Origin of the sequence: Faecalibacterium sp. An122, from assembly GCF_002160895.1 — a bacterium.
In the GTDB taxonomy this organism is placed as follows: Bacteria; Bacillota; Clostridia; order Oscillospirales; family Ruminococcaceae; genus Faecalibacterium.
This window is the reverse complement of sequence record NZ_NFLL01000044.1, coordinates 1-13,337: the sequence shown is the minus strand read 5'-3', so window position 1 is coordinate 13,337 and position 13,337 is coordinate 1. Positions and strand designations below refer to the sequence as shown.

Genomic DNA, 13,337 nt, shown 5'->3' with positions numbered 1-13,337 from the left:
GACGATTTGTTCACTTGGGCCAATGTCTACGATGGTGCAAATTTTAATCAGCGTCAGGCAATCCTGCATCAGTTTATCAAGCAAGTTCGGGTCGGTCGAAACTATGAGGTTGAGATCGTCCTGAATGTGTCGCTGGAAGAATTCGAGGAATTTAAGGCTCATTCGATGGCCGGAAGCACGAAAAAAACGGGGCAGATGGACCTTAAACCAGCCCCTGAAAATTTGTCCGGTAGCTCGAATGCCAGTATCGTCGTAATGGACGAAAATGCAGACCAACCTTTGAACATTTTGCCGAGGAACCTCGTTCGCGCTTCAGTGACATACAGCAACTAATTTGTTCCTGAAAAACGCAAAAAAATAAGCCGCAGCGCCAAAAAACGCTGCGGCAATTTGGTGGACCTAATCGGGATCGAACCGACGACCTTACGGATGCGAACCGTACGCTCTCCCAGCTGAGCTATAGGCCCATAAAAATGACATTTTGACAAATGCTTGAGGAATTGAGATACAGGCCACAAGAGCAGGGGGCTGATTCAGGAATCGAATGCACTCCCAGCTGAGCTATAGGCCCATAAAATTAACACTTTGATCGAATGGGGTACCAAATGAGATACGGGCCCAAAAAGGTGAGGAGCATTTACAGTTCAAATGCACTCGCATTTGAAGACTTAAAAAGTTTCCCTGAGAATGAAAAAGGCGGTGTGTCCATTCAAATTAAATGTTAAAAGTCTCGCGTCATAGCCAAATGAGGGTACTAATGGCTTCCTGATCATCTTGTTAGGACTGCAGATGTTGTCAATGGCCTCTTTCAGCGTTGACTTAATAGGATGTGTCTTTGTAAGTGCCATATCTGAATCAGCTTTTCCAGCAGAGCTCTTCCATATCGGCCTGATAAGCGGAGCATTGACCCGCTTGGCGATTTGGTTTTTGCTCTGGCCAATGGCAGACAGGAACTTATCCATCTCTTTGGTGTGAAAGTATACCTGAGTATACAAGCTTACGCTCTGGATGTTCAACAGATTGGTCGAGAAGGTAGAGATTTACAATGCGGAAAAATGAACGGTATGTGGGAGTAGAGGCTTCGTATCAAAAATAACCATGTGGGAGAAAGCACGCTTTCTAAAATGTTACTCCTGCCAATTCCTGATGTGACCGTCTCAATACCCAGAAGAGAGTGTTCATTAACTGCATCCCGGCTGAAATCGCTGGATAAAAATAATAAAAACGAGTGCTCTTACAGCTTTTCAAATGCTGTAGGAACACTCGTCATGATATGGGGCGGGAGACTGCAAAGACATCCTTCCTGGTGAAAAGTTTTCCGTTACAGTTGGCACAGTAGACCACGCCCTGGCCCCGAAACTATTTTTCATCCGGAAGCCCGCCATATGTGAGCTGAACCTCAACAACTAACAGAATGCCGAAATGTTTTAGAACTCCAGGGCTGAGTAGAAATGCGCAGTTTTTAAGTTGAATTATCTAAGAAGAAAACGGCTGGATTAGAGACTTTTGCTAGTGTTACCAGGAATTAAAACAACTGGTTTTTTATTTTTCGGCAATGAACTCATACTCCGCAGACTGACAGCCAAAGTGGAAAGATTATGAAGCATCGCGGATGTGGCGGGGGAGATTATGCCGGCCATACCCAAAGCGATCAGGGTGCCATTAAAACCAATAACAAAACGATAGTTGGAGTGAATGCGTGTCATGAGTTCCAAGGAAATTCGACGCAACTCCACCAATTCCCAGAGACTGTCGGCGGCGATGGTAATATCCGCGATTTCCCGGGCTATGGCTGCACCATCGCTAATAGCGATGCCGGCATCTGCTTCCGATAGAGCAGGGGAATCGTTGATACCGTCTCCAACCATCAATACCGTATGGCCAGATTTCCGGAGATGTGCGATAAAATCGGCTTTGTCAGCAGGGAGCACCTCGGAGCGGAATTCATCCACTCCAACCTGAGCAGCAATCGTAGAAGCCGCTCGATGGCTGTCTCCTGTAAGCATAATAAGATTAGTAATGCCCAGTGTGCGGAGCGCAGCAAGAACGCTTTTGGCTTCTTCCCGCAAGGGATCAGAAATACAGATTACTGCAGCTAACTGCCCGCCGATCGACAGGTATAGATGGGAATACTCCGGAGGAAGATTTTCGAAACGTTCGGCCTCTCCAGCTGGAATCACACAATGTTCATCTTCAAATATAAAATGGGCACTACCGATGAGGACACGTTCACCATTTACAGTACTGGCAATCCCATGTGCTACTAGATACTCCACCTTGGAATGATATTCTTCATGAATCAAGCCGCGGATCTTTGCCTCTTCCACAACGGCATTGGCCATAGAATGGGGAAAATGCTCCTCCAGACAAGCGGCCAGGCGCAGCATCTCGGTCTCTGTTTTCCCGCCAAAGGGTATCACCTGAACGACTTTTGGACATGCGTGGGTCAAGGTGCCCGTCTTATCAAAAACGATTGTGTCCGCAGCAGCCACTGCTTCCAGAAATTTCCCGCCTTTTATGGTGATATGGGATTTTCCAGCTTCGCGCATGGCGGAAATTACCGCCAGCGGCATGGCTAATTTTAAAGCACAGGAAAAATCCACCATCAGCACGGATAGCGCCCGAGTAATATTCCGACTGAGAATAAAATTAAGAATACTGCCGGCAAATGTATAGGGAACGAGTTTGTCGGCAAGGTTGGCTGCTTTGCTTTCAACAGAGGATTTTAGTTGCTCCGACTGTTCAATCATGTGGACGATCTGGTCGTAACGGCTTTGTCCGGAGGATTGTTTTACTTCCAGAACGCACTCGCCTTCTTCCAGTACAGTTCCTGCATAGACCATGCTTCCAGGATGTTTTGGTACAGGGATTGATTCGCCGGTGAGGGAGGACTGGTTGACCGTGCATTCACCTTCCAGTATCGATCCGTCTGCTGGAATGATTCCCCCTGCACGAACAATCACAGCATCTCCCGGCTGAACTTGAGAGATCGGAACCAGAATTTCACCCTGTGGAGTTCGTACCCACACTCGATCAACATTCAGAGACATACACCGTGCAAGGTCTTCCACCGATTTTTTTCGGGTCCACTCCTCCAGCAGTTCGCCTATTTCCAGAAGAAACATGACCATTCCTGCTGTCCCGAAGTCCCTGCGGCACACGGAAATGGAGATGGAAAAAGCATCCAGAAGATCGACCTTTATTGTTCGATGGAGGATGCAGAGTAGTCCGCGCTTTACAAAAGGGATCATATGCCACAAGACCCGGACAATTCGTACAGGCGGCGGGAGAAACAAGGCGGATGCGGCTTTGCACAAGACTTTGCTCACCAGCTTTTCTTCAAACTCCCGATTTAATGCCCGGGTACTGTGTGCAGAAAGTGTGGGTGACAACTTGGCGTCCGACCAGGAAAAACGGCGGAGTTCGTCCAGGACGGTTTGCCGGGAGCCACTGTAATAAAGAATTACACAGCAGGTACGTTCATGGACAGAGACTTGCCGGGTCCATGGCTTTGCCTGAAGCCAGGCCTCCAGAAGATCCGCCTGTGCGAGTGTCATCCGTTTTTGCCTCAGTTTTAGCCGGATACGGCCACGGCTTTCATGCAATATGGTTGCGTTCATTCGGTTCTCCTTTACAAAAAAGGGGAGCCGCCCATGCAGCTCCCTCTCAGGATATATCAGGTTTCGTCGCTTTCAAGGCTGGCGGCAGTAGTCTCTTCTGCTTCCAAGGCTGCTCTGGCCTCGTTCATATCTTTGGCCGAGGCCAGAATATCTGCGGCATTTTCCTGAACGGTAGTAACGGTTTCCATCACGGAATCCTTCATTCGGAGCCCGGCAGCTGTCACATGTACATACGCCTTTTTGGCGTCCTTGCTGGACAACAGCTTCACGCCAAAAGATCCGAAAAGGGCCCCGCCTACAAAACAAGCCAACTTTGTGTAAATGTTCATCGCAATATACGTCCTCCTTTATTTGCGTTTGTAACCTGTAATCATAACCATGATCATACAGAGGAGCGCACCCCAAGCCCAAAATCGATGCTGTTTCACTGCAATGCCTCCCATCTCAAGTTTCAGGCTGTATTTTAATCATTATACAGACAGATGTTGCAATTGTCTTTATTAAAAAAGACTCGGATCGCCGGAATCGGACATTTTTTTGAACTGGCCCGGTGTCATACCGCAGTATCTTTTGAATACAACGCTGAACTGACTGGCGCTGTCGTATCCTACAGCTTGCGCGACTGTAAGGATGGGCAAATTTGACTGACGCAAAAGTTCGCACGCACGATGAATCCGCTGCTGTGTCAGCCAGCGGTGGAGAGGCTGCCCATACATACGGCGAAATCCAGTTTTCAAAGAAGTGGGGGAGAGGGAGAAACGGTGACATAGAGAAGGAATAGTATGTTTTTCTTCCAAATGGCTTTCCAGATAAGCTCTTACTTGAGAAATTGAGAGGGATGGATAGGCGTTGGATGATGTTTCAGAAAGAACTCCGGCAGTGGAAGTGTTGGCACAAAATAAATACAGTAACTCTACCGTTTTAAACACACAGTATCCCTCACGATGATCCGGTGGCAAACGTCTCAGATCCTCAAATAACGCTTTAGCCCAGGGAATATCTGTGAGAATGGTATAACCATTTTGGTTTGTTATTTTTTGGCGTATTGCATGGATGTCCAGTTTCAGCCCCAAGATCTGGCAGATGGAGGACAGACTGGATTGAGCAGCACTGGGGTTCACGGCTATTAGAACGCCTTGCAGATCCGGACTAATCTGAATAGAGCACAGTTTGGATTCATCAGAAAGAAGGAATATTCCCTGTGCTTGAAGTATAACGGGACAGGTGCTTGTGGATTCGACAATCAGTTGCCCGCCTGAGCAAAAGAACGCTTCAAAATGATGTGTGTTGGATAAAACCGAGAGCTTCAAGCGCTTGTCTTGGGAACAACCTTGTAGATGAAACTGGCAAATTTTTACGCCGGGCAGACTGGAATTCCATGAAATATGTTTTTGATTGGATAAGTACTCGTACAACATATCTGCTCTCCCATAGGATAAATAGGACAGAACAAACAAGATGTGTTTTAAAAACTGTTCTAACGAGAATCAATACAACATAAAGCGAACCGGCGGAAAATGGGGGGAATTCAACCGGTTCGCTTTTTGAAGAGTGCTTGAAATAGGGGAGGAAAACACTCTTACCAGTGTATTTGGGATGTTTATGTCAGAGATGCGCCCAATGCGCGGCAGGCCGACAGGATATCGTCATCCGGAGATTCGTTGCAAATTACGCTATCGCAAATGAGATTGGCTCCGTCATCCTGACAGCGGCTCTCCCAGCTGCGCATCCATTCACCATCGCCCCAACCGTAAGAGCCGAACAAGGCGATGTTCTTTCCGCTCAGTCTTCCTTCGCAGGCACTGAACATGGGCTCGAACTCGCACTCTTCCAGCTGCTCTGCTCCCATAGCGGGGCAGCCAAATGCGATAGCATTATATTCGTTTACCTGTTCTGGAGAAAATGCGGCGGCCGTAACTAGGGATACTTCTGCACCCTTCTCTTTGGCACCCTCAGCAACGGCCGAAGCCATAGCTTCGGTATTGCCAGTGCTGCTCCAGTAAACAACTGCAACTTTACGCATAGAACATAACAACCTTTCTTTTTTTGTTTTTAGAGTTTGAACCATCAAGCTGTGATGAATCCTCGACGGTTTTCCCTCGCTACTACGGCTAATCACAGCGCAGAAAAGCATCTGCCGATTGCTATCTAATCGCATCGGTTAGTTACGCATAACTAACCGATGCGATTATTATATAGTTGGAATTAGAAATTGTCAAGAGGAAAACATCTGAGGAGCTTGTTTCTTTAAGGCATCTCTAACACAGCAGGAGAGATGGAGAGCTATGGATGTTTACTATGTTGTCTTGGAGGGCTGTTATTCAGGGTGAAAATGAATTGAAAAAGACTTGACCGGTTAACTAGTACTAACTATAATCGTATATAGAGTACCACAATTTTTAAGGAGGGAGTATGGAAAAATACAAAATTGAGAAGAATTCTGTTCAGGAAACGCTCATTATCCCGCTGTATGGCCGACGGCTCTGCTCGCAACGATTTCCCGAACTTTATCAGGATACAACGGCGGCAATGCTGATAGAGGAAGTAGAGTATGACTTTTCACGGTTGGAACGGCACTCAAACAGCCTGATGCATACCTTCGGTGCTCTGGAGGTTGCTATGCGCCAGAATGACCTCGCCTGGGAGGTGCGAAACTATCTTAAAGTCCATCCCAAAGCTGCAGTCATCAATCTGGGATGCGGTTTGGACAATACCGGGCGAATCTGTGACAATGGCCATTGCAGCATCTGGAACATCGATCTGCCGGAAGTCATTGAGATTCGGGATCGCCTGCTTCCTGCCGGAGAAAGAGAAAAAAACCTGGCCTTTGATTTGAAAAATCCGAGCTGGATGGAAGCCGTCTGCACCGACCCTGCGGAGGGGGCAGTACTATTTGCCTCCGGAGTTTTTTACTATTTTACAACAGAAGCAGTTAAATCTTTGACCATAGATATCGCAAAACGATTCCCTGGAGGGCGACTTGTTTTTGATGCAGCCGGACAGGCAGCAGTTCGACTGATGCTGAAAACTTGGGTGAAGCAGGCGGGTATTCGAGATGTGGGCGCCTATTTTTCCGTAAAGAACGCCAAACAGGAGTTGGAACCTTGGTCGCAGCTTTTTTTGGTTTCCAGTCGGGGCTATATGCTGGGCTATCAATCGCTTCATGCTCCAGCGGTTCGGCCTATCCACCGACTGCTGGCAAAGATGGCCGATGAACTCATGCACCTACAGATCGTCCGGATAGACTTTGCAGAATACATTTACGATTAGATTGGAGTAGGTTATGCTGATTGAACTATGGCAAGGACTGCTGATTCCTTTTGCGGGGACGACATTGGGTGCGTTCTGCGCTTTTTTATAAAAGATAATTTAAAGTGGGCTGGTATAGCGTGTACTTATCGGCTTTGCGAGGTGATAGCAGAGGCTTCCATCTGGAGTCTGCTGCCTGCAATGGAACAAACATCTGACATGGAAAGATGGTCTTTTGTACCTGCAGTTGTTGAGTTCTGGCTCGGCATGGTATTCCTGCTGGGGTTAGAACGGTTAATACCGCATCTGCATCGCGGAGGATTAGTGGTTGAGAAAATCAAAAGCTGTCTGGGAAATTAACACCAACTGTGGCGCTGGGAGCTTAAATGAACATCGGCAAAGGGGGAGAAAATGGATTTAAAATACTTGCCACAGATAGGGGGTAAGCAAACGTTTTTACTATTCTAAATGAAATCAAACTATTTCGGATCTCTGTTCGTCCGGATCTGAAAGGAGTATTTTTATGACACTTGCAGAATTTCGCCAGGTTTATCCTGAGGATGCTTTTATAGTCAGTAGTGGAAAAACATTTCTCTATCGTTACTATAAAAATCCTGAAGCCAGAGCAACTCTGGTGCTGCTTACTGGCGGTATTGGCTTATCGGATCTGTTTTACCGGCACTTTGACCGATTTTCCAGAGACTTTTCGGTTTTGACCTTTGATTATCAAATTCCCTTTGCGGACAATGGCGAGTTTGCTGATGCTGTAGTGGAACTGCTACACAGTCTGAGGGAAAAAGTTTGGTTGGTGGGACAGTCCTTGGGCGGCGTTGTAGCTCAAATTATTGCTCAGCGTCACCCGGATGTAGTAGAGGGTTTGGTTCTCTCGAATACCTGTTCACTATCCGGCAGCATGAGCGAGGCCGGATATCGGGACCTGATGAGAATACTTGAGGGCCAACAGAAGTTCAGAAAGTGGCTGTCTATCCTGCCTTTTTCCGTCATTAAACAGATTATGAAGTGGATGGTGCTGAAAAACACAACGGAAGACTTTACGCCAGAGGAAAAGGCAGGAATAAAGGAAATGTGCGATTCCATGCTGGAGCTGCTCACTAAACCTTATGAGGCACATATGATCGACTTTCTGATAGACGCGAAGCACTACCTTGATTTGACCCGGGATGATTTCGCTACATGGGAAGGTAGGGTGCTGTTGATTCTGTCAAGAGACGATACAACATTCACCCCTGCCTGTAAGTATGACCTAATTAACCTGATGCCCAACCCCACAGTAGTTGAAAGGCTGACCGGTGGACATTTGGCTCTGATGGTGCGGTTAGAGGACTATATAGACTTGGTGACCGAATTTATCAAAGCTCGCTCTGATTAACACCCCAACGAAAGATTCAAACCGGAAGTTTTTAATTCTGTCCATGGAATTTTCTTGTGCTGCATTATATATGCTGTCAGGAAGAATCCCTAAAAAGAAGGAGGAGTCGCTATGCCCAAATTAGGTGTTGTGGAAGATACGCTATTTATCCCCATGTTGGGCAGGCTCTACGCCAGTGAACATTGCCCGCAAATCTTATATGATAAAAAGGCTCTTGAGCTGAAGGAAAAGCTACCGTCCAATGTGCTGCAACAGGAGCGTCAGAGCCAGTATACCTTGCTCGCCTCTGCTGTTCGATCTGCCAATATGGATCGGTTCATCCAGGCGTTTCTGGCGCGCAAACCAAATGGTGTGATTGTCCAAATTGGATGCGGTTTGGAAACAACCTATAATCGTTGCGATAATGGACGAACACTCTGGTATGCTGTGGATCTGCCACAAGTGATGGAATATCGTCGAAAACTGCTGCCAAAGGCAGAAAGAGAAGTCCATCTTGTTGGTGATGCCTTTGCTGAGAATTGGATCAGGAGAGTCCGAGCCGATGTGCCAGATGCCCCCCTCTTGATCATTGCGGGCGGTCTATTTCACTATTTCCAAGATACTAAAGTCCTGGGAATGTTCCGAATGCTCTGCCAGTTTGGAGATATAGAGATTGTTTTTGACACGGTGAGCAAAAGCGGCATGACCATGATGAGGAAGAAGTATATGAAGCAGATGGGGCATGCGGATGCTGAGATGTTCTTCTATGTGAATTCAGCGGTGGAGCTGGCTGAAAAAATCGGCGGCGGGGTCAAGCTTCTTGCTGAGGAAGCCTACTATCGCCATGCCCCCAGAAACGGCCTACAATTTTCCACAAGGATCAGTATGTTGGTTTCAGACCGTTTGCGGATGGTAAAAATGATCCATCTGAAGTTGTAAGAATAAAAAGGGCAGGGGGATCCATAGGCAACTACAAAAATTTCTCTTGACGACAGGTTGTGAGTCCTGTATAATCATCACAAGGTTAGTTATAACTAACGAACAAAATAATAAATGGAGGCAAGCCTTATGTCCCTGATTCAGAAAGAAATTGCTGATTTTACCGTTCAGTGCTATCAGAACAACACCTTCCGTGCCGTTAGCAAATCGGATGTTCTGGGCAAGTGGGGCGTATTTTTCTTCTACCCTGCCGACTTTACCTTTGTCTGCCCCACAGAGCTGGAGGATCTGGCCAACCTCTACGAGAAATTCCAGGCGGTGGGCTGCGAGATTTATGCAGTCTCTTGCGACACCCACTTTGTCCACAAAGCTTGGCATGACGCCTCTGAGCGTATTCAGAAGATCCGGTATCCCATGCTGGCTGATCCTACCCATTGCCTATCCAAGGATTTTGAGGTCTACATCGAAGCCGATGGTTTGGCGGAGCGTGGCAGCTTTATCGTGAACCCGGAGGGGAAGATTGTAGCCTACGAGGTCAACGCCGGCAACGTGGGCCGTAATGCCGACGAGCTGCTGCGGAAGGTTCAGGCCTGCCAGTTTGTGGCGGAGCATGGGGACGAGGTTTGCCCCGCCAAGTGGCAGCCCGGCGCCGAGACCCTGAAGCCCAGCCTGGATCTGGTGGGGCAGCTGTAAGCTATGGAACAGATGGAACGTCTCTATGATGTGGTGGTCATCGGCGGAGGCCCGGCGGGACTGACTGCCGCCCTCTACCTGGCCCGTGCCCGTTATCGTGTGGTGGTGGTGGAACAGGAACGCTTCGGCGGACAGATCACCATTACCTCGGAGGTGGTCAACTACCCCGGCGTGGAGCGCACCAGCGGTGCTGAACTGACCGAGACCATGCGCAGACAGGCGGAAGGCTTCGGCGCGGAATTCCTGCTGGCAGAGGTCACCGGCCTGGAACTGGAGGGCGATGTGAAAACCGTACGCACCAGCCGTGGGGCGCTGAGTTGCTTCGGCGTGTTGCTGGCCACCGGCGCCCATCCCCGCATGGTGGGATTCCGGGGTGAGGAGCAGTTCCGGGGCCGGGGCGTGGCCTACTGCGCCACCTGCGACGGAGAGTTTTTCAGCGGAAAAGATGTCTTTGTGGTGGGCGGCGGCTTTGCCGCAGCGGAGGAGAGCGTGTTTCTCACTAAGTACGCCCGGCATGTGACCATCCTCATCCGGGGAGATGACTTCAGCTGCGCCCAGGCCACGGCGGACGCTGCCCGGAACCATGAGAAGATCACCATTCTCACCAATACAGTGGTGGAAGAGGTTTCCGGAGATACTGCGCTGCGCAGCATCCGGATGCGCAACACCAAGACCGGGCAGGAGACGGAGCATCAGGCGGCGGACGGGGAAACCTTCGGTGTGTTCGTGTTTGCTGGGTATGAGCCGGCCACCGAACTGGTCCGTGGTCTGGCTGAACTGGACGGACAGGGATATATCCTTACCGACCGCAGCCAGAAGACCACATTGGATGGTCTGTATGCCGCTGGTGATGTGTGTGTCAAGCCTCTGCGCCAGGTGGTTACTGCTGTGGGCGACGGCGCTCTGGCTGCCACCGAGTTGGAGCGGCTGTGCGCTGCCATGCAGCAGAAAACCGGTTTGCGGCCCCAGGCTCCCAAGAGCCGGACACCGGAACCGGAGGCCCAGGCACAGACGAAAGACGGTCTGTTTACTGGGGAGATGCTCTCCCAGCTCCACACGGTATTCGATCGGATGGTTTCCTCCCTGATTCTGCGGCTCTGCTTGGACGAAACACCTGTCTCCGCCGAGCTGGAGCACTATATGCAGGAGCTGGCTGCCCAGAGCGACAAGCTGTCGGTGGAGCAGGGCGATCCGTCCAAGGTCGAGCATCTTCCCTGTGTCCAGATCTGCCGCTCCGACGGCAGCTGGACAGGCTTGGCCTTTCATGGCGTGCCCGGCGGCCATGAGTTTACTTCCTTTGTCCTGGGGCTCTACAATGCGGCTGGACCGGGCCAGGCTCTGGATGAGGAGACTGAGGCGGCCATCCGGGCCATCCGGAAACCGGTGGAACTTCAGGTGCTGGTGTCCCTCTCCTGTACCATGTGCCCGGAGCTGGTGACGGCGGCGCAGCGTTTGGCTGCGGCTCATCCTGATATTTCCGCTCAAGTATATGATTTGAATCACTTTCCCGATTTGAGGGAGCGATATCAGGTGATGAGCGTGCCCTGCCTGGTGGTTAACAGTGGGGAGAAGATCTCCTTCGGAAAGAAGAATATCCGGCAGCTGCTGGAGCTGCTGATGCCATAGGCATAAAACGCGTCGCACGATTTGTGCGACGCGTTTTTGTAATCGATTTAGAAATCAGAAGAATGATTTAGTAGTATTCAAAATTAAAGCAAATTTTTACAAGAACGAGACTGCCCTGAGCAATCGGATGCCGTCCAAAGAGCAAAAAGTATTTTGAATAGTATCCGGTAATTCGCCCAGGCATCTGACTTGAAGTTGTGCAAAAAGCCTTTGCCTCAGACCAAAGATTGTTAATCGGATTGAAGTTAGGATAATAACATAGAAGGCCGCACCCCAAAGCAGGAGCTCATTCCATCCAGTGAATCCAATCGGCGGCAAACAGGTTCTCTTTTAGGCACACAAAGTAGAAGGCTCCGCTCATAGGCGTTTCCGCCAGATCAAACCGGGCCAGCACCCCGGAATCCAATTCTTTGGATACTGCTGCCTCGTATAGAAACGAGATCCCCAGACCATCCGCAACCAGAGATTTGATGGTAGAAAAATCGCTGATGGTTGTTGTTTTGGAAAAGCGATTCAGGGTGCGGTTGTGGCGGCGCAAGGCGTCTTCAAAAATGGTTCGAGTGCCCGAGCCGGGCTCTCGGATTAGAATGCGCTCTGCATCCAGTTCCTCTACAGCCACCGTTCTGCCTGCAAAATGATGATCTGGCGAACATACTCCGAAAAAGGGTTCCTTTCGGTACAAAGTCGCATCGTACCGGCTGCGATCGAAAAAACCTTCCAACAGCACGAAATCCAGCCGGCCGGACTCCAAAGACCGCAGCAGCGTCTGGGTATTGTCTACCGTTAGAGAGAAATTGGCCTCGGGATGTTCCTGCAAAAAGCGTTTCACCTGCGGCGCAATCACGAACTCTCCAATGGTTTTGGAGGCTCCCACCCGCAGAGAGACCGGAGAAGGGGATTTCATGGCTTCTTCTGCCTTGCGGCTGTTGTAGGCCAGGGAACGGGTATACTCAAGCAGCTTCAGACCCGCCTCTGTCAGCCGCAGGATTTTGCCCTCATAGATAAAGAGCCGGCAGCCATAGTGGTCTTCCAGGTAGTGAATGTGGTGGGTTACTGCGGGCTGAGTGAGGCAAAGCCGTTCCGCAGCCCGGGTATAATTCATGGTCTCACACAAGACAAGAAAGGTATTCCATCGAGGATCCAGCATAACATATCACCTATTACGTGGATTTATAACTGTATAACAATTCTGCATTTTATTTTATCAATGATTGGCGCTATAATCAAGGTGTAAACATCAATGATCTGAGCGCACCGCAGCATGTTCTCCGGGAGAATGTTCGGCGAATGGCCGGATTTGTACCCACGGTGGAGCCCGCGGAAACAGATCATAGAATGGTTTCGTGCTGTTGGTTTGTTCTTAACGGTAACATGGAAAGGAAGCATATGACTATGTACGATATCATCATCATCGGAGCAGGCCCTGCGGGTATCAGCGCAGGCATTTACGCAGTTAGTCGTGGAAAGCGTACATTGATTCTGGAAAAAGCCCAGGTGGGCGGCATCATTGGCAAAGTTTCCACTGTTACGCACTATACTGCCATTGAGAAGCAGGAAACTGGAGCTACATTTGCGGCACGGATGAAAGAGCAGGCGCTCCAGGCCGGGGTGGAGATCGTTCAGGCCGAGGCTGTGCATGTGGCGCTGACGGGAGAGGTTAAGTCTGTGACCACGGACAGGGGCATTTATGAGGCCAAGCGCATTATTTTGGCAAACGGCGGCACGCCGCGGAAACTGGGTATTCCCGGCGAGAAGGAGCTTGCCGGCAAGGGCATGGGCATGAATGCTGCCAGAGATGGCGCCGCCTATGCCGGAAAAAATGTGTATGTGGTGGGTGGAGC

11 protein-coding genes, 1 tRNA gene and 1 pseudogene are annotated in these 13,337 nt (G+C 49.6%); 7 read left to right on the top strand and 6 right to left on the bottom strand.

The genetic code is table 11. The annotated features are described in order from the left end of the window. Positions 1-333: pseudogene (locus tag B5E67_RS15675) on the top strand (recombinase family protein); the annotation flags it as partial. Between the two features lie 58 nt (positions 334-391). Here B5E67_RS15675 and B5E67_RS14620 read toward each other — a convergent pair. The 5 genes from B5E67_RS14620 to B5E67_RS14595 all read right to left on the bottom strand — a co-directional run bounded on the left by B5E67_RS14620 (position 392) and on the right by B5E67_RS14595 (position 5,643). Further along, positions 392-467, bottom strand: a tRNA-Ala gene (locus tag B5E67_RS14620). 1,029 nt (positions 468-1,496) lie between these two features. Further along, positions 1,497-3,620, bottom strand: a complete 2,124-nt coding sequence (locus B5E67_RS14610; protein ID WP_087385841.1) for a heavy metal translocating P-type ATPase — start codon at positions 3,618-3,620, stop codon at positions 1,497-1,499. A gap of 56 nt (positions 3,621-3,676) precedes the next feature. Continuing rightward, positions 3,677-3,949, bottom strand: a complete 273-nt coding sequence (locus B5E67_RS14605; protein WP_087248792.1) for a DUF6110 family protein — start codon at positions 3,947-3,949, stop codon at positions 3,677-3,679. Between the two features lie 171 nt (positions 3,950-4,120). Beyond that, positions 4,121-5,038 (bottom strand): AraC family transcriptional regulator, encoded by a 918-nt coding sequence (locus B5E67_RS14600; protein ID WP_087385840.1) that lies wholly within the window; start codon positions 5,036-5,038, stop codon positions 4,121-4,123. A 182-nt stretch (positions 5,039-5,220) separates the two neighbouring features. Continuing rightward, complete coding sequence (locus B5E67_RS14595; RefSeq protein WP_087385839.1) at positions 5,221-5,643, bottom strand: flavodoxin; 423 nt, start codon at positions 5,641-5,643, stop codon at positions 5,221-5,223. Positions 5,644-6,032: 389 nt separating this feature from the next. Here B5E67_RS14595 and B5E67_RS14590 point away from each other — a divergent pair, with 389 nt between their 5' ends. The 5 genes from B5E67_RS14590 (at position 6,033) to B5E67_RS14570 (ending at position 11,496) form a co-directional block, all read left to right on the top strand. Continuing rightward, entirely contained in the window at positions 6,033-6,890 is an 858-nt protein-coding gene (locus B5E67_RS14590; RefSeq protein WP_087385838.1) for a class I SAM-dependent methyltransferase, read from the top strand. Positions 6,891-7,392: 502 nt separating this feature from the next. After that, on the top strand, positions 7,393-8,259 hold the full coding sequence (locus B5E67_RS14585) for an alpha/beta hydrolase (protein WP_087385837.1): 867 nt from the start codon (positions 7,393-7,395) through the stop codon (positions 8,257-8,259). 111 nt (positions 8,260-8,370) lie between these two features. Beyond that, complete coding sequence (locus B5E67_RS14580; RefSeq protein ID WP_087385836.1) at positions 8,371-9,177, top strand: class I SAM-dependent methyltransferase; 807 nt, start codon at positions 8,371-8,373, stop codon at positions 9,175-9,177. Positions 9,178-9,306: 129 nt separating this feature from the next. Beyond that, positions 9,307-9,870: an alkyl hydroperoxide reductase subunit C gene (gene ahpC, locus B5E67_RS14575; protein ID WP_087385835.1), complete on the top strand. Its 564-nt coding sequence runs from the start codon at positions 9,307-9,309 to the stop codon at positions 9,868-9,870. 3 nt (positions 9,871-9,873) lie between these two features. After that, positions 9,874-11,496: an FAD-dependent oxidoreductase gene (locus tag B5E67_RS14570; RefSeq protein ID WP_087385834.1), complete on the top strand. Its 1,623-nt coding sequence runs from the start codon at positions 9,874-9,876 to the stop codon at positions 11,494-11,496. 286 nt (positions 11,497-11,782) lie between these two features. Here the strand turns inward: B5E67_RS14570 and B5E67_RS14565 are convergent, their stop codons facing one another. Next, complete coding sequence (locus tag B5E67_RS14565; protein WP_087385833.1) at positions 11,783-12,643, bottom strand: LysR family transcriptional regulator; 861 nt, start codon at positions 12,641-12,643, stop codon at positions 11,783-11,785. Between the two features lie 245 nt (positions 12,644-12,888). Here B5E67_RS14565 and B5E67_RS14560 point away from each other — a divergent pair. After that, a partial coding sequence (locus tag B5E67_RS14560) for an NAD(P)/FAD-dependent oxidoreductase (RefSeq protein ID WP_143405441.1) occupies positions 12,889-13,337 on the top strand: 449 nt, incomplete at its 3' end.

What these genes read in the sequence shown, in the direction of transcription:
- B5E67_RS14610 (WP_087385841.1), bottom strand. Translation starts at nt 3,620, where the DNA reads ATGAACGCAACCATATTGCATGAAAGCCGTGGCCGTATCCGGCTAAAA.
- B5E67_RS14590 (WP_087385838.1), top strand. Translation starts at nt 6,033, where the DNA reads ATGGAAAAATACAAAATTGAGAAGAATTCTGTTCAGGAAACGCTCATT.
- B5E67_RS14600 (WP_087385840.1), bottom strand. Translation starts at nt 5,038, where the DNA reads ATGTTGTACGAGTACTTATCCAATCAAAAACATATTTCATGGAATTCC.
- B5E67_RS14570 (WP_087385834.1), top strand. Translation starts at nt 9,874, where the DNA reads ATGGAACAGATGGAACGTCTCTATGATGTGGTGGTCATCGGCGGAGGC.
- B5E67_RS14595 (WP_087385839.1), bottom strand. Translation starts at nt 5,643, where the DNA reads ATGCGTAAAGTTGCAGTTGTTTACTGGAGCAGCACTGGCAATACCGAA.
- B5E67_RS14605 (WP_087248792.1), bottom strand. Translation starts at nt 3,949, where the DNA reads ATGAACATTTACACAAAGTTGGCTTGTTTTGTAGGCGGGGCCCTTTTC.
- B5E67_RS14565 (WP_087385833.1), bottom strand. Translation starts at nt 12,643, where the DNA reads ATGCTGGATCCTCGATGGAATACCTTTCTTGTCTTGTGTGAGACCATG.
- B5E67_RS14580 (WP_087385836.1), top strand. Translation starts at nt 8,371, where the DNA reads ATGCCCAAATTAGGTGTTGTGGAAGATACGCTATTTATCCCCATGTTG.
- ahpC (WP_087385835.1), top strand. Translation starts at nt 9,307, where the DNA reads ATGTCCCTGATTCAGAAAGAAATTGCTGATTTTACCGTTCAGTGCTAT.
- B5E67_RS14585 (WP_087385837.1), top strand. Translation starts at nt 7,393, where the DNA reads ATGACACTTGCAGAATTTCGCCAGGTTTATCCTGAGGATGCTTTTATA.